At 58.0% G+C, this 17,343-nt stretch carries 19 protein-coding genes and 1 tRNA gene; 8 read left to right on the top strand and 12 right to left on the bottom strand.

Going from position 1 to position 17,343, the window contains the following annotated elements:
* Positions 1–289: 289 nt before the first annotated feature.
* The 5 genes from CXF97_RS05125 (at position 290) to CXF97_RS05105 (ending at position 4,036) form a co-directional block, all read left to right on the top strand.
* Positions 290–1,594, top strand: coding sequence for an OprD family porin (locus CXF97_RS05125; RefSeq protein WP_101156823.1), 1,305 nt, complete (start codon positions 290–292; stop codon positions 1,592–1,594).
* Between the two features lie 229 nt (positions 1,595–1,823).
* Positions 1,824–2,570, top strand: a complete 747-nt coding sequence (locus tag CXF97_RS05120) for a 2OG-Fe dioxygenase family protein (RefSeq protein ID WP_101156821.1) — start codon at positions 1,824–1,826, stop codon at positions 2,568–2,570.
* Between the two features lie 79 nt (positions 2,571–2,649).
* On the top strand, positions 2,650–3,027 hold the full coding sequence (locus tag CXF97_RS05115) for a GNAT family N-acetyltransferase (protein WP_101156819.1): 378 nt from the start codon (positions 2,650–2,652) through the stop codon (positions 3,025–3,027).
* The gene (locus tag CXF97_RS05110) at positions 3,024–3,740 is read left to right on the top strand and encodes an AzlC family ABC transporter permease (RefSeq protein WP_101156817.1); all 717 of its coding nucleotides are present in this window, start codon (positions 3,024–3,026) and stop codon (positions 3,738–3,740) included. Before CXF97_RS05115 ends, CXF97_RS05110 begins: the two co-directional genes overlap by 4 nt.
* The gene (locus tag CXF97_RS05105) at positions 3,719–4,036 is read left to right on the top strand and encodes an AzlD domain-containing protein (RefSeq protein WP_024011198.1); all 318 of its coding nucleotides are present in this window, start codon (positions 3,719–3,721) and stop codon (positions 4,034–4,036) included. Before CXF97_RS05110 ends, CXF97_RS05105 begins: the two co-directional genes overlap by 22 nt.
* Here CXF97_RS05105 and CXF97_RS05100 read toward each other — a convergent pair.
* Positions 3,953–4,879, bottom strand: coding sequence for a LysR family transcriptional regulator (locus tag CXF97_RS05100; protein WP_101156815.1), 927 nt, complete (start codon positions 4,877–4,879; stop codon positions 3,953–3,955). The two genes, CXF97_RS05105 and CXF97_RS05100, sit on opposite strands and share 84 nt — an antisense overlap.
* A gap of 322 nt (positions 4,880–5,201) precedes the next feature.
* Between CXF97_RS05100 and CXF97_RS05095 the strand changes: the two genes are divergently transcribed.
* Positions 5,202–5,609 (top strand): MbcA/ParS/Xre antitoxin family protein, encoded by a 408-nt coding sequence (locus CXF97_RS05095; protein ID WP_101156813.1) that lies wholly within the window; start codon positions 5,202–5,204, stop codon positions 5,607–5,609.
* An 11-nt stretch (positions 5,610–5,620) separates the two neighbouring features.
* Positions 5,621–6,286, top strand: a complete 666-nt coding sequence (locus CXF97_RS05090; protein ID WP_101157095.1) for an RES family NAD+ phosphorylase — start codon at positions 5,621–5,623, stop codon at positions 6,284–6,286.
* Here the strand turns inward: CXF97_RS05090 and CXF97_RS05085 are convergent.
* The 7 genes from CXF97_RS05085 to CXF97_RS05055 form a co-directional block, all read right to left on the bottom strand.
* On the bottom strand, positions 6,277–7,074 hold the full coding sequence (locus tag CXF97_RS05085; RefSeq protein ID WP_101156812.1) for a lipopolysaccharide biosynthesis protein: 798 nt from the start codon (positions 7,072–7,074) through the stop codon (positions 6,277–6,279). The genes CXF97_RS05090 and CXF97_RS05085 overlap by 10 nt on opposite strands.
* A 411-nt stretch (positions 7,075–7,485) precedes the next feature.
* Positions 7,486–7,561: transfer RNA gene (locus tag CXF97_RS05080), tRNA-Thr, on the bottom strand.
* A 417-nt stretch (positions 7,562–7,978) separates the two neighbouring features.
* Entirely contained in the window at positions 7,979–9,211 is a 1,233-nt protein-coding gene (locus CXF97_RS05075; protein ID WP_101156810.1) for a methyltransferase, read from the bottom strand.
* On the bottom strand, positions 9,192–9,881 hold the full coding sequence (locus tag CXF97_RS05070) for an ABC transporter permease (RefSeq protein ID WP_016772145.1): 690 nt from the start codon (positions 9,879–9,881) through the stop codon (positions 9,192–9,194). Before CXF97_RS05070 ends, CXF97_RS05075 begins: the two co-directional genes overlap by 20 nt.
* On the bottom strand, positions 9,878–10,573 hold the full coding sequence (locus CXF97_RS05065) for an ABC transporter permease (RefSeq protein WP_101156808.1): 696 nt from the start codon (positions 10,571–10,573) through the stop codon (positions 9,878–9,880). Before CXF97_RS05065 ends, CXF97_RS05070 begins: the two co-directional genes overlap by 4 nt.
* Before the next feature lie 77 nt (positions 10,574–10,650).
* The gene (locus CXF97_RS05060) at positions 10,651–11,403 is read right to left on the bottom strand and encodes an ABC transporter substrate-binding protein (RefSeq protein ID WP_101156806.1); all 753 of its coding nucleotides are present in this window, start codon (positions 11,401–11,403) and stop codon (positions 10,651–10,653) included.
* 13 nt (positions 11,404–11,416) lie between these two features.
* Positions 11,417–12,190, bottom strand: coding sequence for an ABC transporter ATP-binding protein (locus CXF97_RS05055; RefSeq protein ID WP_024011209.1), 774 nt, complete (start codon positions 12,188–12,190; stop codon positions 11,417–11,419).
* A gap of 543 nt (positions 12,191–12,733) precedes the next feature.
* On the opposite strand from CXF97_RS05055, the gene gabP reads away from it, so the two are divergent.
* Complete coding sequence (gene gabP / locus CXF97_RS05050) at positions 12,734–14,125, top strand: GABA permease (protein ID WP_101156804.1); 1,392 nt, start codon at positions 12,734–12,736, stop codon at positions 14,123–14,125.
* A gap of 71 nt (positions 14,126–14,196) precedes the next feature.
* Here gabP and CXF97_RS05045 read toward each other — a convergent pair whose 3' ends face one another.
* From CXF97_RS05045 to CXF97_RS05030, 4 genes are all read right to left on the bottom strand, one after another.
* Positions 14,197–14,649 carry a hypothetical protein gene (locus CXF97_RS05045; RefSeq protein WP_101156803.1) on the bottom strand — a complete coding sequence of 151 codons (453 nt, stop codon included), beginning with the start codon at positions 14,647–14,649 and terminating at the stop codon, positions 14,197–14,199.
* 6 nt (positions 14,650–14,655) lie between these two features.
* On the bottom strand, positions 14,656–15,069 hold the full coding sequence (locus CXF97_RS05040; RefSeq protein ID WP_101156801.1) for a hypothetical protein: 414 nt from the start codon (positions 15,067–15,069) through the stop codon (positions 14,656–14,658).
* Positions 15,070–15,098: 29 nt separating this feature from the next.
* Positions 15,099–16,073, bottom strand: coding sequence for an alpha/beta fold hydrolase (locus CXF97_RS05035; protein ID WP_101156799.1), 975 nt, complete (start codon positions 16,071–16,073; stop codon positions 15,099–15,101).
* A 67-nt stretch (positions 16,074–16,140) separates the two neighbouring features.
* Positions 16,141–17,199, bottom strand: a complete 1,059-nt coding sequence (locus tag CXF97_RS05030) for a YhcG family protein (protein ID WP_101156797.1) — start codon at positions 17,197–17,199, stop codon at positions 16,141–16,143.
* Positions 17,200–17,343 lie beyond the last annotated feature (144 nt).

Genomic DNA, 17,343 nt, shown 5'->3' with positions numbered 1-17,343 from the left:
CGGATTCACTGGCTCCACGCATTTAACAGCAAGCCGCCAGCGCAAAATTTCCATTTCTTAGACGATTTCTGCTTGTTTCTAGACGATTCTTGAAATTGATACACTGTTCAGGGCGCGGCTACGATTCGGCCCAACGCCTGTGGCTAACCGCCATGAATCAAAAAAAGGAGCAGGCCCGCCATGAATCATCGGTGGCGGGTCTTTTTGTTTCGGGGTGAATACAAGAGTGCAAAAGCGCCGTTTCAGCCGTTCGACACAGCGCGTTTCAACCCGTGATAAGGAAAACAAAATGTTGAACAAGCGAATCAGTCTGATCGCACTGGGGATGTTGAGTGCTACACAGGCCATGGCAAACGACCAGGCCGAATCCAAGGGCTTCGTTGAAGACAGCAGCCTGAAAGTGCTGCTGCGCAACGCCTACATCAATCGTGATTACAAAGACGGAAACAAGGACAAGGCCGAATGGGGCCAAGCGGCCATCGGTACGTTCTCGTCGGGCTTCACCCAAGGCACTGTCGGTGTCGGTGTGGACGCTTTCGGTCTGTACGCCTTGCGTCTGGATGGCGGCAAGGGCCGCAGCGGCGCTGGCGGTATCGATTTCTTCAGGCAGGAAAATGACGGTCGCGCGAACCACGACATCGCCAAGGGCGGCGCCGCGGTCAAATTCCGTTTCTCCAACACCGTGCTGACCTACGGCGACCAGATGCCGGCCTTGCCGGTGCTGAGCTACGACAACGTGCGTCTGCTGCCGGAAAGTTACACCGGGACTCTGGTCACTTCCCGTGAGATCGAAGGTCTGGAATTGAACGCCGGTCGTTTCACCGCCGAGTCGCGCAAGAGCGATGAAGGCCGTGACAGCGGCGGTCTGAAGTCGATCAACGTGTTGGGCGGCAGCTATCAGTTCACCGAAAACTTCAAAGGCGCTCTGTATGCGTCCGACGTCGAAGACGTCCTGAAGAAACAATACGTGAATGCCAACTACGTCATCCCGTTCAACAAGGATCAGTCGCTGACCCTGGACTTCAACGGCTATCGCACCAAACTCGACAGCTCGTACGTGCGAGAAAACACCGTGCCGGGCGAAAGCATCGTCACCGGTCGCGACAACAAGATCTGGAGCCTGGCAGCCACGTTCGCCACCGGCCCGCACTCGTTCACCGTGGCGCATCAGCGTTCCACTGGCGACAGCAACCTCGGTTACGCCTATGGCGGTTACCAGAAAGATCAGGGTCGTGTCGGCGACGGTGGTAACTCCATCTACCTGGCCAACTCCTACTGGTCCGACTTCAACGCCGAAGACGAACGCAGCTGGCAACTGGGCTACGGCCTGGACTTCGGTTCGTTTGGCGTTCCGGGTCTGAGCTACAACTTTGCTTACGTACGTGGCGACAACATCACCACCTCCACCAGCGAAGGCGGCACCGAGCGCGAAATCTTCAACCAGTTCAAGTACGTCGTGCAAAGTGGCCCGGCCAAAGACCTGAGCGTGAAGCTGCGCAGCTCGATCCTGCGTGTGTCGCAGAAGTCCAGTGAATACAACGTCAGCGGTAACGAGGTGCGTGTATTCGTGGACTACCCGATCAACATCTTCTGATGATCGATCCGCTGTAAGAGAAATGAGAAAACCCCGATTCGCTCGGGGTTTTTTTTCGACGTTTTTTCGACGGAAACCGGAAAAACCAGTGTTTTTGTGATGTGAAAGTTGTTTTTAAAGCGCTGCGAATTTCGTTTCAAGCAGTGTTTCAAATGCCTGAAATTCTTTCTCATGGACGCCATTTCTCCACCTAATAGATTAGGGCGTTCAACGCAGCGGAGAATTGGTAATGATCGTTTTGAACAGAGAAGTGGGCGAATCGCTACGGCGCGACAAATTTGTCAACGTCCAGGGTGGTGACTTCAATCTCTACGGTCATTTTGCCGACTTCGTCAGACTGACCAAAAGTTGGGAAAACATGGAGCCTGACAGTTACTACGGTCAGGCCGAAGCCGGCATGCGCTACCGTCGTTACAGTGACTTTGAATACAACCCGAAAACCCGCGGACTCACCCAGCTTGAGCATCGCCCCTATGTGCAATCGAAAGAGAACAATGCCTATGTCGGCGGCGTGGTGCGCCACTTCCAGGACTTTTCCGAGGAAGTGATTACTTCGCCGGTGATGCGCAGCCTGATCGACACTGATTTCGAAGTGTACAAAAGCGTGCTGCCGGAAGAGTTGCACGATGAAATCTGGCAGTGCCAGATTCATCAGATCCGCATCGAGATCAAACCCGGCAAACAGCTGGAAATCACCCCGGAAGGCATTCACTGCGATGGCTATCCGTTCAGCGGTGTGCACTTCTGGGGGCGCAATAATGTCGAGGGTGCGGAGAGTCGCTTATACGACGTCCATCAGCAGCAACTGGCAGCGACCACTTACGAGGAAATTCTCGATACCACTTACTTCCTCGATCGCGACATGCGCCATTACGTGACTCCGGCGCGCAACACCCACACTCATGCCATGGCGTACCGGCAGATTCTGGCGATTTCCTTCTCGCGGCCCGGGACCGCTTTCGACATTGTTCGCTAATCAGATCACCCCAATCGACGGCGTCGAGTGCTCAACGCCTGTGGTATTGCGCCGCGCTACCACCAAGGATGCCCAGCGCATGGAACGCTTCTTCCGCCAGTTCGACGAAGTGTCGTTCTGCCAATGGCAGGACGCCAAATGCCTGCGCGGTGTATTGATCCAGAAAACCACCACGGCGTATCTGGCGTTCGATGTCGACGGCGAAATCGTCGGCGCGGTGCTGGGCGGCATGCTCGGCAGTCGCGGCACGATCAATCATCTGGCTGTCAGCCCGCGCTATCGCAGCCAGGGTGTGGGCCAGCGCCTGGTCGAAGCCGCGTCATCCGACATGAAGCGGGTCGGGGTGCTGCGGATGTTTCTGTTCGTCGACGATGCTAACCTCGCGGGCAAGCGATTCTGGACCGCCCAGGGTTTTTGCGAACCTCACGGCGAACGAACATTTGAGAGGGATCTATGAATGAAAGGTCCGGCAGCGCGCCGCTGATGGCGACTCACCAGCCGTCGCGCACGTTTGCCGAAGCCAGCCCGGTGGTCGCCGGGTACTTCACCGTGTCGTTTGTCTTCGGGCTGATGGCGGTCAACGCCGGGCTGCCGATGTGGCTGCCAGTGGCGATGTGCTTGTTTGTTTATGCTGGCGCTTCGCAATTCGCTGCGCTGGCGCTGATCTCCAGCGGCGCATCGCTGACCACCATTGTGCTGACCACTTTCCTGATCAATGCGCGGCACATGCTGATGTCGGTGTACATGGCCAAGGCCTTGCGAGCCCTTGGTTTGAGCCGCATGGAGCGTTGGGCATACGCTGGTGGCCTGACGGATGAATCCTTCGCTTTGCACAGCGTCAAACTCGGCACAGGCGCCCCGGTCAATGTGCGTTACCTGATCGGTTTCAACCTGTTCTGCCACACCTCCTGGGTGCTCGGCGGTTTGCTTGGCGCGGTCTGCGCGCAATACGCGGCGCATCTGATCAAATATCAGCTCGACTATGCGCTGACGGCGATGATGCTCTACGTGCTGGTCTCGCTGTGCAACACGCGCAACAAGCTGATCGCAGCGGCCGCTGCCGTCGTCTGCATGGGCGCCCTGAGCTTGATCGGCAGTTCGCCCTTCAACGTATTTATCGCCACGTTCGTGGGCTGCGGAGTAGGTGTATGCCTGACCAAACGTTCCTGATTCTGGTGGTGGTGCTGATGATGGCCGTGACCTTTCTGCCGCGCGCCTTGCCGCTGCAGATCAACACCGAACACTGGCCGCCGTTCGTGGCGCGGGCGTTGGAATATTTGCCGGTGGCGATCGTCGCTGCGATCAGCCTCACGCCCCTGTTGATCAAGGACCGGCAGATTCAGCTCGATCGCCCGGAATTCTATGCCGCAATTCCGACGTTGCTATGTGCGTATTTCAGCAAAAACCTCTTTCTCAGTGTGGCGGTGGGGACGGCTGCGTACATTGCGCTCGGCTCGTTCATGTAACGGCAAATCGACGACATCGCTCAACGCCTGGCTCGACAACTCCGGATTGTTCACCGCCAGGCGCACTTCGAGAAAGTCCTCGAAACCGGGAAAAATTGTCAGACCGTTCTTCTGCGCCGCTTCACGCGAGACCATGCCGACTGCGTCCATCTGCGTAATCAGCGACAACGTCAGGGTTTCGCTGCAGGAATAGACCATGCGCTGGCCATTCTCGTGGTTGCCCAGCCCAGCGTCGAGAAAACGCAAAAAGCTGTGGGAATACGGACAGTCTTCCGCAGGACGCACCTGGAATTTGTTGCCAAGCAAGGTCAGCGGATCGTTCTCCTGTCCGCAATGGGCACCGACCACCTGTACCTGCACGTCTGGCAGCACGATGCTCGGCAGTCCCGGGCGTTGTGGGCCGATGAGCACGGCAAGGTCGAAATCTTCGTTCTTCAGCTTGCTGAGATTTTCCATCGACTCGGCGTAGCTGAATTCCATCTGGTAATCGGCAAACACCTCGATCAGACGTCCGATCATGCGCCGGTTGAAGTCAGGCGACAGCGTGTTGTTCAGCGCCACCTTCAATGTCCGCTGTCCCGGCACCTTCAGCGCCTCGACCTTTTCTTCCATCTGTCGCGTGGCGATCAACACTTTGTCGATGTAAGGCGTGAGCTCCGTGCCTTGCGGTGTCAGCGTCAGGCCCTTGTTGGAACGACGAAACAAGCGGAAACCGAACTGTTCTTCGACCTTGTTCAACTGTGCAGCCAAGGCCTGCACGGTCAGGCACGAATGCTCGGCTGCAGCCGACAACGAGCCGGTCTGCACGATGCGCATGAGGTTGCGTAAGGTTCTGCTATCCATGGGTAATGCCCTCTGAAGTGGGCTGGGTATTGTTGTTTACGAAACGACCGAAACGGCGCCATATGCCGGCTATATTCCTGCACCTGAGCATAGTTGTCGCGGATTTAGTAGTGAATTGATTTCCCCGCCGATGGCTGGAGGCTGACGGAGGATCGGGTTTTTTGGCTGGGTGGGGGTGATGGAGATCAAAAAAGGACGGAATATTTGTGCAGGAAAGACGGTTTGTTCAGCCTGCTTTATCGTCCGTTTGTGTATTGATTTTTAGCAAAGGTACCGATATGTACTACTCTCACGACACGATGATTTCTCTGGAGGCGGCCCGATGCCAACTTCATCTATAGCGTTAAACCCGCGCGAACAACTTGACGCCCCCGAAGCTGGCCGCGTTGCGCTGAAGTTCTTTTTCAACCTCATGGAACATTGGGGCTGCAACGCCGAGCAACAGCGCACCCTGCTCGGAGGAGTCGGCAACACTACGTTCTATAAATACAAGCACCTGCCAAACATACGCCTGCCCCATGACACCCTCGAGCGCATTTCTTACTTGATGGGCATTCACAAGGCGCTGAGCATCATCTTCAGCAACAGCCGCGAGCGCGCTTACGCTTGGGTCAGCAGCCCTAACATGGCGGCACCGTTCAATGGCAAAACTGCCATCGACTACATGCTGGCGGGCCGGGTGGTCGACATTGCCGATGTGCGCCGCTACCTCGACGGAGTGCGCGGTTGAAAACCCCGGCGCTGGTCGATGTGCCGTGGCCGCGGGCCTATCGCATCGTCAACAGCAGCTTCCCGCCGATTGCGCTGTTCGAGGACGTCCTCGACCCCGAAGACCTCGAAGTGGCCTACGCCATCGAAGCGCTGACCAATGATCGGCTGATCGAACAGGCCGGCGTACTGGCTCGCGTGCGCCCGGAAGATCGTCTGTCCGGCCCCGGTTCCAGTCCGGTGATGGCCGCGTTCACTCATGTCGGTAAACGCAGCCGTTTCAGCGACGGTACTTTTGGCGTGTACTACGCCGCCAGCAGCCAGGCAGCGGCCATCGCCGAAACCTGTTTTCATCAGGAGCGCTTTCTCGCCGCGACCCACGAAGCCGACCTCGAATTGACCATGCGCACTTACGTCAATCAGGTGATCAAACCGCTGCATGACGTTCGCCGGGGCTTCGATCATTTGCATCAGCCCGACCCCGGAGCCTACGGGCCATCCCAGGTATTTGCGCGGCAATTGCGCGATGCTCAATCCTGGGGCCTGCTCTACAACAGCGTGCGTTTGCCTGGGCAGGAATGTGTTGCGGCGTTCCGGCCTCCGGCGGTTTCGATTCCGAGGCAGGGCAAGCATTTGCGCTATGTCTGGAATGCGAGTCAGGGCAAGATTTCGTTTGTGTTTGAGGTCAGTCAGCTCTGAATTATCGCTTTGACTTCGTCGAGGGTTTTGACGGGAATGACGCTGGATGGAATTCGCGAAGTGGGCGATAAGTTGTAAACGGCAAACTTACTGCCGACGACTTTCTCCGACATGAGTTTCAGAGATGGAAGAATTCTGGAATGAAAATGCTGGTCCAGCCCGCACGGGGAGATGGAGCTGCCATCAGTCTCGTAAAAGCGCCCGGCAGACTGGTTCATATCCGCTCCCACCAAAAACACCTTGGAGAAACCTGCGTGACAGGCAATCTGGAGTGCGAGGTACAAAACGGTGCGAGCATCAAAGAAACCGTTAGCGAGGTTTTTGCTGAAGCCGATACTCCGGTTTCGGCTACCCAGAACAGCGCGATTACGTACCAGATCCTTGTCGATACGCAGTAGCCATTCAGTCAGTGTTGGCTTGGGCGCTTTCTTGAGCAGATAGAGATCGCCCGTCGGTTCAACGGCAAGTTCCTCCGCCTGGTTCCCCCACAAAGCTACGCGCTGACTAATGCGCATCGCATAGGCAAACAGTTCAGGCTGTTGCTTTGAAAAACTGGTATCGGTGCAGGCGTAGAAGAACGGTTCAATGCCCGTTTCCATGAACATTGATATCGCGCCGTTCACCGTGATCATTGGAATGCCAGCGAACTCTCTGATCGGAAAATCCTTCGCGGAGTTGCCCGAAGCAATGATGAATACAGCGCCGTGAGCAATATTGCGGCAGTCAGCAAAGTCATTGATTCGCCGGGAGCGTGCGGAGCCGTTTGACGTTTCTGATGTTGAATTCATCGGATCTTTAAGTCCATGTCATGCGTTCAGTCCATTCGTTACGAGATGAAGGGGCATGACTGCTCCACAGCTCAGTACCTGTTTAGGGATTGCCGCAGTCGGCATTTAGTTCCCATTCGGCAACCGGGTGTGAGGTGCGCAGGTTTTCGGCAGGCCTGAAACGCAAAAAGCCCTCGTATCTACGAGGGCTTCATAGGGTGACTTAGATTGATGGCTTGCAGATGTTCTCGAGTTTGAATCCGCAGGCGGGCCGGCGGTTGGAGTGCATGCTTTGGATGTGTGTCAAAGGACGTGTGGCTAATCGGGCGACGTGTGAGTGGAGGACTATTTGCACTGGAAATGAAATTGTCGAAATACCCACGCCCCGGAAACAACAAAGCCCCTGCATTTCTGCAGGGGCTTTATTTTGTATGGTGCCGGCACCAGGAGTCGAACCCGGGACCTACTGATTACAAGTCAGTTGCTCTACCAACTGAGCTATACCGGCGTGTGGGCGACGATTATAGCGATTGGGCTGATTCTGTAAACCCCTGAATTCAGACTATTTTTGAGCGAAGATCAAATTGTCTTTTACGCAGGGTTGCCGTGCGCGGCGTTGCACTGCTCGAAATGCCGAGTCGGATGGCCTGCGTGCGTGGAAATATCGGACTTCTGTGCTTGTGAATCATTGAATTGACGCGGTGATGCCTTTCAACGGGCGGGTTATGCACATATGGATAAGCAGGAGGGTGTTCGAATTCATGTTCATGAATTCATTCTCATCTTGTCCGCAAATCGCTGTTCTCGCAGTTCTTTATTGATGCGAGCAAAAAATGATCAGTGCTTATAGTTGCTTGAAACAGGCAGGGATACTGGATCCAAGAAGTTTCCATCAACAGAGTTATCCACAGGCTTCAGGGTGTTCTCAACGCTCGGCCAGCAGCAGTAAGTTGCGTGGTGTGAGCATTGATTGGCAAAAGATGCCGAGGCGCACGTCATATCCTTGCTCGGTGAGAAACAGCGCTCGATCAAGATTCAACCAAAGCTCCAGTGGCCGTCGGAACAGCCCGCGGAGTAATTCGAGGTTCCGGACTTCGGCCAACCGCTGCCAGCCGGCGGCTTCCAGCGCCTGCCAGTCGGGCGTGCCCGTTGTGGATAACTCTTTCAGCGCTGCCAGATCGCGACAGTAGTCAGCGAAGGGTTTGTCCAGCCAGGCGCTGGGCAGGGATGGGGTTGGCAGGTATTCATTTACGCCGCGCACTTGCCGTTGCAGCAGATCAAACCCCAGGCGTCGTGCCATGGAGGTGTCGCGCTGGCGTCGAACTCGTGCACCGGCGGTGACGGTTTCGCTCATCGGCAGCGCCAGGTCTTCGAGCGATAGCTGTAGGGCGGATCGCAAACCCGCTGAGGACAATGCCTGGTACTCGCTGCGACTGATGCGGTTGTAACAGCAGGGCGCGATTGCCATTTGCCGACATTCGGCGGCACTCGCCAATTGCATCAGGCGTACGTGCAGATCGCCGCAGGCGTGCAGGGCGACGGGGGTGTGTCGAGCGCTTAAAACGGTCGCTGCGTCTGCTGCCAGAACATCCTGTTCAACATGCAAAGCGTGCAGATGATGACGCTGGCTCAACGTCTGGCCGCTGATGACCAAAGCCGGATCGTACTCCACGCAGGTCAGTTGCTGCCCTTCACCCAGTAAGCGCCGCCCCAGGTGCCCTTTGCCCGAGCACCAGTCCAGCCAATGCGTGGGCTGCGCGGCGAACGACAACCGACTGGCAAACGCCTCGATCTGCTGCCACTTGCGTCCAGGCACATCGACATTCAATCGATGACCAGCGTTTTCCAGCACATGTGAAGGCAACTCACCGACCGCGCTCAACTTCGCCGACAACGTCGCCAATGAAGCAAACGGCTCAGGCGCATCGACAAGATCAGCGGGATGGTTATGCGCGCGTTCCGCATCTTCCAGCGATCGCTCGCGCAGCCACGACGACAAGGCCGGGTAGGACGCTTCCCAGGCAAGCGAAAGATGCGTGAACGGCCGAGGTTTCCACAGCGCCTGATGTTCAATCAGAAAAGTATTCAGCGCCGTGAAACGGGCGAGTAAGTCCTCGCCCGTCAGCACGTGGGAAGTTTCAGCGGCCCTGGCAGGCATCGACGCGCAGCCAGCGCTCCAGCAGCTTGAAGCCGCGAACCAGCACGTAAGCCATGACCAGATAGAACACGCCGGCGGCGAAGAAGATTTCCACCGGCAAGTAGGTGCGAGCGATGATTGTGCGGGCCATGCCGGTCAATTCCAGCAGGGTCACGGTGCTCGCCAGCGCGCTGGCCTTGAGCATCAGGATCACTTCGTTGCTGTAGGCCGGCAGGCCGATGCGCGCTGCCCGGGGCAGGATAATGTAGAACATCGCTTTCGGCCTGGACATGCCCAAGGCCCGCGCGGCTTCGATTTCGCCCGGCGGAATTGCTTGTATCGCGCCGCGCAGAATCTCGGCGATGTACGCCGCCGTGTGCAGTGTCATGGTCACCGTCGCACACCAGAACGGATCGCGCAGGTACGGCCACAAAGCGCTTTCACGCACGGCGTCGAACTGCGCCAGGCCGTAATAGACCAGAAACAGCTGCACCAGCAGCGGCGTGCCACGGAAAAAGAAGATGTACGCGTATGGCAGCGAGCGCACGTACCAGCGTTTCGAAGAGCGGGCGATGCCCAGCGGAATGGCGAGCAGCAGGCCGGCGATGACAGCGATGGCGACCAGTTCCAGCGTCAGCGTCGCGCCTTGCGCCAGTTTCGGCAGCCACTTGATGATCACTTCCCAGTTCACTGAGCGCTCCTCGCAAAGCCGCGTGCGGCGCGTTTTTCCAGGAAGTGCATGCCGGTCATCGCCAGCACCGTCAGGCCCAGATACATGACGGCCGCAACCATATAAAAGGTGAACGGCTGTTTCGACACAGTCACGCCGATCTGCGCGTGACGCATGATTTCTTCCAGGCCGATAACAGAAACCAGCGCGGTGTCTTTCATCAGGATCATGAACAGATTGCCCAGGCCCGGCAGGGCGATGCGCCACATCTGCGGCATGATCAACCGGGTAAAAATGCGCCATTTCGACAGGCCCAGGGCCTGGCCGGCCTCACGATGGCCCTTGGGAATGGCGAGAATCGCGCCGCGAAATACTTCCGTGGCGTAGGCGCCGAAGCAAAGGCCCAGGGCGATCACGCCGGCGGCGAAGGCATTGAGTTGCAAGTCGGGATTGCCGAAGTATTCACCGAGCGCGCGCATCAGGTTGACCGTACCGAAGTAGATCAACAGCACCCAGAGTAATTCCGGGACGCCGCGCACCAGCGTCGAATAGATGCCGCCAAGCCACTGCAGCGGCTTGTACGGAGAAGTTTTGGCCAAGGCGCCGAGCAGGCCGAGCACCAGGCCCAGGCACAGTGCGGTCAGGGCCAGTTGGACGGTCATCAGCGCACCAGCGGCAAGCGCCGGGCCGAATCCGTAGAGGTCGATAATCATGGGTTTCTGTTCAAATTGCGGGAGGCAAAGTCGGGAGTCGGCGTCGCTTGATCACGGCGCCGGTCCCACAGGTCAGATCAATAGATGCTGAACGGAAAATACTTGTCGTTGATTTTTTTGTAGGTACCGTCAGCGACGATTTCCTTCAGTGCGGCGTTCAGCTTGTTGCGCAGCTCGTTGTCACCCTTGCGCACCGCGATGCCGATCTTGTCGCTTTCCACCACCGGGTCGCCTTTGAACTCGTAGTTCTTGCCGGCGTCGGTTTTCAGCCAGTCATAGTTGGCGTACTTGTCGGCGAGGATCGCGTCGACACGACCGGATGTCAGGTCGAGGTAGGCGTTTTCCTGGGTGTCGTAGAGGCTGACCGAGATGTCATCACCGTAGGTGTCTTCCAGCCAGGTGCCCGCCAGCGTCGCACGCTGGGTGCCGATCTTCTTGCCTTTGAGCGAGTCCTTGTCGGTTTTGAAGTCGACATTTTTCGGCGCGATGAACTGCAGTTTGTTCGAGTAGTACGGGTCGGTGAAGTCCACCGCGGCCTTGCGCTCTTCGGTGATCGACAGCGAGGAGATCAGGAAGTCGAATTTCTTCGCGTTCAGGGCCGGAATGATGCCGTCCCAGTCAGAGGTGACGACCGAGCATTCGGCTTTCATCTTCGCGCACAGGGCGTCGCCGATTTCCTTGTCGAAGCCGACCACCTGACCGCTGGCGTCTTTATTGTTGAACGGCGGGTAGGCCGCTTCGATGCCCATCTTCAGGGTTTCAGCCATGGCACCGGCGCTGAACGCGAGGGTGACGGCGGCGGCGAGAAAGACCTTCTTGAAATTCTGCATGCATGTTGCTCCGTTAGCGGTTGCTGGACATGAATTGTTTGCAGCGCGCCGAAAGCGGGTTGTCGAACACCTGCTGTGGCGATCCTTGCTCTTCTATAAGGCCCTGATGAAGGAACACCACTTCGCTGGAGACCTGACGGGCGAAGCCCATTTCGTGGGTCACGAGCAGCATGGTGCGGCCTTCTTCGGCCAATGCGCGGATGACACTAAGTACTTCCTGAACCATTTCCGGGTCAAGCGCGGAGGTGGGTTCGTCGAACAGGATCACTTTCGGCTGCATCGCCAGTGTGCGGGCGATGGCTGCGCGCTGTTGCTGGCCACCGGACAATTGCGCCGGGTAGGCGTGGCGCTTGTCGGCGATGCCGACCTTGGCCAGCAGGGCTTCGGCAACTTCGATGGCCTCGGCCTTGCTCTGGCCGAGCACGCGGCGCGGGGCTTCGATGACATTGTCGAGCACGCTCATGTGCGGCCACAGATTAAAGTTTTGAAATACAAAACCAATCTCCGAGCGCAGGCGATTGATCTGCTTGCCGTCGGCGGCAACCAGTTCCCCATTTTTGGCGGCTTTGAGCTTGAGTTCTTCACCAGCCACCAGGATCTGGCCCTGGTGGGGGTTTTCCAGCAGGTTGATGCAACGCAGGAACGTGGACTTGCCGGAACCGGAAGAGCCGAGGATCGAGATCACGTCGCCGTCGCGGGCGGTCAGCGAGATGCCTTTGAGCACCTCAAGCTGTCCGTAGCGTTTGTGCAAGTTGCGGATTTCAAGCGCGGGCGTGGCCTCAGCCATGTGCGTTCCTCATATATGTTGCGCTCCTGCTGTTGGCGGGCCTTCCTGGCGAGGCGGCCAAGCTAGCATAGCGTTTCAATGGCAGCCAACAGCGCTACGAGCGGTAAACGGGTGGCAGGTGGCGGGTTGTCGCATCGGCGCAGCAGACTGTCGCCCCATCAACAACCGAACGGGTGTTTGACGTGCAAACCCTTGGGTGCCGCGTAAAAAAAGGCGCGATGTTGCCAGCTTTGGCGGGGTGTTGGAAGCGCTATCCGGCTGAACGTTCCTTATTCGCCCTTTTTCTGTGCGACACACACTTTTTCTGTGTGTTTCTGGTGCGCTGATTTGTCCTTAAAGTGAGTCGCCGGGTAACGCTCTGGCGAATAGCCATTAAACTCAAGGACTTGCATCGGATGTCGTAACCCCCGGCCCCCAAGGACTTGAAACATTTTGGCGCAAATATTGCGTGCAGAATAAGGAACAGCCCGTTGGATTCTTTTTACGAGAAAGAATTTTTCAGACCGGCCGGATGCACTCGCTTTCCTTGCAAAGGTAGTCTCTATGAGCAGTACCCCAAGCTCCACTGGCCTCGAACAGGGGCTCAAACCGCGTCATGTGACCATGTTGTCGATCGCCGGTGTGATCGGCGCCGGTCTGTTTGTCGGCTCCGGCCACGCCATTGCTGCCGCCGGCCCGGCCGTGCTGCTGGCTTACGCCGCCGCCGGTACTCTGGTGGTGCTGGTGATGCGCATGCTCGGCGAAATGGCCGTCGCCTCGCCGGACACCGGTTCGTTCTCGACTTACGCTGACCGCGCGATCGGCCACTGGGCCGGTTTCACCATCGGCTGGTTGTACTGGTGGTTCTGGGTGCTGGTGATTCCGCTGGAGGCCAATGCCGCCGCAACCATCCTCCACGCATGGTTCCCGGGCGTGGACATTTGGGCCTTCGCTCTGGTCATCACCATGCTGCTGACCGTGACCAACCTGTTCAGCGTGAAGAACTACGGCGAATTCGAGTTCTGGTTCGCCCTGATCAAAGTGCTGGCGATCATCGGCTTCATCGGCCTCGGGCTGGCGGCGATTTTTGGCTTCCTGCCGACCAGTCAGGTCAGCGGTGTGTCGCATCTGTTCGACAGCGGTGGCTTCCTGCCTAATGGCATGGGCGCTGTATTGGGCGCGATCCTGACCACCATGTTCTCGTTCATGGGCACCGAAATCGTCACCATCGCGGCGGCGGAATCGAAAGACCCGGGCAAGCAGATCTCCAAAGCGACCAACTCGGTGATCTGGCGGATCGGCCTTTTCTATCTGGTGTCGATCTTCATCGTCGTGGCGCTGGTGCCCTGGAACGATCCTACGCTGGCCAACCTGGGTTCCTACCAGACCGTACTTGAGCGCATGGGCATCCCGAACGCCAAGATGATCGTCGATATCGTCGTGCTGGTCGCGGTGACCAGTTGCCTGAACTCGGCGCTGTACACGTCTTCGCGCATGCTGTTCTCGCTCGGCAAGCGCGGCGATGCCCCGGCCATGTCGACCCGCACCAACAAAAGCGGGACGCCTTACTGGGCGGTGATGTTGTCGACCGGCGCCGCGTTCCTCTGCACTTTCGCCAACTACGTGGCGCCGGCCGCGGTGTTCGAATTCCTCCTGGCCAGCTCCGGCGCCATCGCGCTGCTGGTGTATCTGGTGATCGCCTTCTCGCAACTGCGTATGCGCAAACAGCGCATGGCGCGCGGCGAGAAGATCGTCTTCAGCATGTGGCTGTTCCCGGGCCTGACCTGGGCGGTGATCATCTTCATCGTCGCGGCGCTGACCATCATGCTGTTCCAGGAAGCCCATCGCGTGGAAATCCTCGCCACCGGCCTGCTGAGCCTGCTGGTGGTGGCTGCCGGCCTGCTGGTATCGCGCCGTCGCAAGCTGGAAAAGCGTGGTGCGGTGGTGTTGAACTGAGTCGCAACGCGTGATGTGAAAACGGCCGCTGTCAGGGATGACGAGCGGCCGTTTTTGTTTCTGCGCAGGATTTATTCGCTCTTTTCTTCCGGCGAGTCCACTGATTTGCCATAAGCATCCAGCGCCACCCCGAAATCGGTGATGAACTGCGGTTCGCTCAGCCAGGCCTGGGCTTCTTCGATCGTCATGCCGTCGGCCCACATGCGGTAGTCGATGAGCATGTCGGCGGCCAGGTGGGTGGCGGCCATGCCTTCGTTGTCGGCGTTTTCCATGTCCAGCAGTTCAGGATGGTCGACGATGATGAAGGCCAGTTCGCGCAGCAGCGTCAGCAGCATGTCGTTGCGGCTGACGGCTTCGGCGTCGCGCATTTTGCTGAACATCGCCAGGGTGTATTCCGGGATCGGCTCGGCGAGGTGGCCGAGGTCTTCGTCCTGATCCAGCGGTTTACGACCGACCATGCGGATTTGCTTGGCTTTGACCTTGGCGCGTTTGGCGCGTTTGTGTTGCTTGTTCAGGGATGCCATGGGAACTCAGTTCTTCTGTTGGGTTTGTGCGGCGATCGCGTCGGACGCCGCTACATAGTCGGCCTGGAAGGCCGGGGATTCGATCCACGCCAGCGCGCCGGCTTCGTCGGTTTCCTGCGACCACTGGCGATATTCGATCAGCGCGGCGAGGATGAAATCCATCGCGCCTTCTTCGCCTTCCTGCTCATAGACCAGTTCCAGCAGCGGGTCTTCGAGGAACGCGCTGCACATCGCTTGCTGGCTGATCTTTTCGGCGTCGATCATTTTCTTGAACAGCTCGGTCAGGTCCACCGATTCGAAGTCGATGCGGTCATCGTTTGGGTCCAGTTCGACCGGCGTCTCGGCGCGTTTGGTGCGGTTCTGCTTGGCCTTGGTCTTGGCCCGGGCGGCGCGTTTTTGCTGCTTGTTGGCGGAGGCCATGGTGTGTTCCGTCGTGCGTGGAGAAGGGCTCAGCTGCGCGGGACTTGCCGTCCGGGTGTGTCGGGGGCCAGTGCGCCGGTCTGCAGCCAGGTCAGAGCGATGGGCCATAGTGTGGCTTGGTATGCGCTGCGAAAAAAGGCGAAATGTCCGACTTGTTGCTCGCCGATGTCCGGCGGCTCGATACGCAGGTGGGTTTTTGCCGCGTTGCTGAAGTAGTCGAGCAGGCGTTCGATGGCCGGGATCGTGCCGTAAGGGTCGTCGCTGATGCTGATGGCCAGAGTTTGTGCATGGACGTTGGCGAAGGGCAGGGCACCGGTCTTCTGCATCAGAACGCGACCGCTCGGGCGCTGTTCGAACCGCGCGGCAGGCGTGCTCCAGTCGTGTACAACGCCATTTGGCGTGTCTTCCAGCCAGCCGAGCCGCTTGCCGGGGAAATAGCCGCAGAGCAGCGTCAACAAAGGCATGACCACATGCCATTTGCCCAACATGCGCCAGCGCTGCTCGGGAGCGTAATCGCGCCAGTACGCAAACTGCGCGCCGACAGTGACCAACCGTCGGATGACTCTGCCGGATTCGGCGAGCCCCGCCGCGCAACCGCCGAAGCTATGGCCGACCACATCGATCGGCTGCCCGGGAAACTCCCGCTGCGCACGTTTGAGCATCGCTTCGAAATCCAGTGCGCCCCAATCCGTCCATGACGCGTTCAAGCCTTTGATCGAAGCGCGGCGCGATTCGCCGATGCCGCGGTAGTCGTAGGTCATCACGTCGAAGCCATGGCTGAACAGGTAAGCCGCGAATCGTGAGTAGTGACGGCAACGCACGGACGTGGCGGCGTTGATGATGACCACCGGGCGTTGCGGGTTGGGCGAGGTGTGGCGCCAGGTGAAACCGCCCAGTGCATAGCCGTCATCGGCGGTTTCCTTGAAGGAAATACCTTCGCTTGCAGTCAGAACCGGTTGGCTCAATTCCACATCTTCCAGTTCGGTTGTGTGCTGACTGCTCATGGCGCGTGACCTCGGCGGAGAGTTGCCAACGATAGTCTCAGTGGTGCCTGTGAACAATCCAGCCGGTTTATTCAGCGGATTGGGTGAGCAAGCGTTCTTCAATCAGCGCCTGTTCGCGGTTCAGCTCGGCGCGTAACTCTTCTTCGCTCGGCAATATCGTTTTGTAACTGCTGGCGAACAGTTGCTCATTGCCCTTGAGCATCGAATAACGCGCAACCGAGTCGTTGCTCTCGGCGCTCAGAATGATGCCGACAGTCGGCTTGTCGCCCTCGCTGCGCTTGAGCTCGTCGTACATGCGTACATACATGTCCATCTGCCCGACGTCGCGGGCGCTGAGCTTGCCGCGTTTGAGGTCGATAATCACGAAGCACTTGAGCAGGTAGTTGTAGAACACCAGATCGATGTAGAGATCAACGCCGTCAGTGCTCATGCGTTGTTGCCGAGCGACAAAGGAGAAGCCTTTGCCCAGTTCAAGCAGAAAGCTTTGCAGGTGATCGATGAGAGCTTGTTCGAGGCCGCTTTCCCTGACTTTGCCCGCCGAGGGCAGGCCGAGGAATTCGAGCATGACCGGATCGCGAATGAATTCCCGTGGATTGCATTTCATCGCGTTGATGTTGGTGGTCGCTTCCTCGACCACTTCGGTTTTGTCCTGACTCATGAGCAGGCGCTCGTAATAGAGCGTCAGGATCTGCCGATCAAGGGCGCGGCTCGACCAGTTGAGGTCGGCACATTCGTTCATGTACCACAGGCGCCCTTTCTCGTTTTCGACGCGTAGCAGGCGACGGTAATGGGTCCAGCTCAATTCGGGACGCAGTGCGTCTCGAATTGGAAACTTTTGATAAAACAGGCGCATCTTCCACAAATTGGTTTCATCAAACCCTTTACCGAACTGCCCGGTCAGGTCCCTAGCCAGTAGGCCAATCAGCTGCTTCCCATAGCCCGCACGCTGAGCGCCCTTCTGTTCGAATTCGACAATATGCCGGCCGATCTGCCAGCAAGTCTGCACTTGAATCGTATCAACCGCGCGCAGCACTTTTTGCCGCGCCTGGCGAATCAACTCGCCCAGTTCGCCCAGCAGTGAATCGACTTTCGGGTCTTGCGTGTCAGCAGGTATGAGCTGGCTCATCGGGTCTTCCGCGTCAGAGTGAACAGACGCAAAAGCATGACGATTGTCGCCGTTTGAGTATGTCGGGGGAGACGGTGAAGTCCGCAGGAAGAGGAGATGGCGATTGCAGGACGTTGCCGAGGACCGAAGCTTTGCCGGGCTGAC

It is taken from the genome of Pseudomonas sp. Choline-02u-1, from assembly GCF_002836515.1.
Taxonomy (GTDB): domain Bacteria; phylum Pseudomonadota; class Gammaproteobacteria; order Pseudomonadales; family Pseudomonadaceae; genus Aquipseudomonas.
This window is presented reverse-complemented; position numbering and strand designations above follow the sequence as displayed.

Bases quoted from the DNA above. Each gene is read 5' to 3' on its own strand.
- CXF97_RS05125 (WP_101156823.1), top strand. From the start codon at position 290: ATGTTGAACAAGCGAATCAGTCTGATCGCACTGGGGATGTTGAGTGCT.
- CXF97_RS05120 (WP_101156821.1), top strand. From the start codon at position 1,824: ATGATCGTTTTGAACAGAGAAGTGGGCGAATCGCTACGGCGCGACAAA.
- CXF97_RS05115 (WP_101156819.1), top strand. From the start codon at position 2,650: ATGGAACGCTTCTTCCGCCAGTTCGACGAAGTGTCGTTCTGCCAATGG.
- CXF97_RS05110 (WP_101156817.1), top strand. From the start codon at position 3,024: ATGAATGAAAGGTCCGGCAGCGCGCCGCTGATGGCGACTCACCAGCCG.
- CXF97_RS05105 (WP_024011198.1), top strand. From the start codon at position 3,719: ATGCCTGACCAAACGTTCCTGATTCTGGTGGTGGTGCTGATGATGGCC.
- CXF97_RS05100 (WP_101156815.1), bottom strand. From the start codon at position 4,879: ATGGATAGCAGAACCTTACGCAACCTCATGCGCATCGTGCAGACCGGC.
- CXF97_RS05095 (WP_101156813.1), top strand. From the start codon at position 5,202: ATGCCAACTTCATCTATAGCGTTAAACCCGCGCGAACAACTTGACGCC.
- CXF97_RS05085 (WP_101156812.1), bottom strand. From the start codon at position 7,074: ATGAATTCAACATCAGAAACGTCAAACGGCTCCGCACGCTCCCGGCGA.
- CXF97_RS05075 (WP_101156810.1), bottom strand. From the start codon at position 9,211: ATGCCTGCCAGGGCCGCTGAAACTTCCCACGTGCTGACGGGCGAGGAC.
- CXF97_RS05065 (WP_101156808.1), bottom strand. From the start codon at position 10,573: ATGATTATCGACCTCTACGGATTCGGCCCGGCGCTTGCCGCTGGTGCG.
- CXF97_RS05060 (WP_101156806.1), bottom strand. From the start codon at position 11,403: ATGCAGAATTTCAAGAAGGTCTTTCTCGCCGCCGCCGTCACCCTCGCG.
- CXF97_RS05055 (WP_024011209.1), bottom strand. From the start codon at position 12,190: ATGGCTGAGGCCACGCCCGCGCTTGAAATCCGCAACTTGCACAAACGC.
- gabP (WP_101156804.1), top strand. From the start codon at position 12,734: ATGAGCAGTACCCCAAGCTCCACTGGCCTCGAACAGGGGCTCAAACCG.
- CXF97_RS05045 (WP_101156803.1), bottom strand. From the start codon at position 14,649: ATGGCATCCCTGAACAAGCAACACAAACGCGCCAAACGCGCCAAGGTC.
- CXF97_RS05040 (WP_101156801.1), bottom strand. From the start codon at position 15,069: ATGGCCTCCGCCAACAAGCAGCAAAAACGCGCCGCCCGGGCCAAGACC.
- CXF97_RS05035 (WP_101156799.1), bottom strand. From the start codon at position 16,073: ATGAGCAGTCAGCACACAACCGAACTGGAAGATGTGGAATTGAGCCAA.
- CXF97_RS05030 (WP_101156797.1), bottom strand. From the start codon at position 17,199: ATGAGCCAGCTCATACCTGCTGACACGCAAGACCCGAAAGTCGATTCA.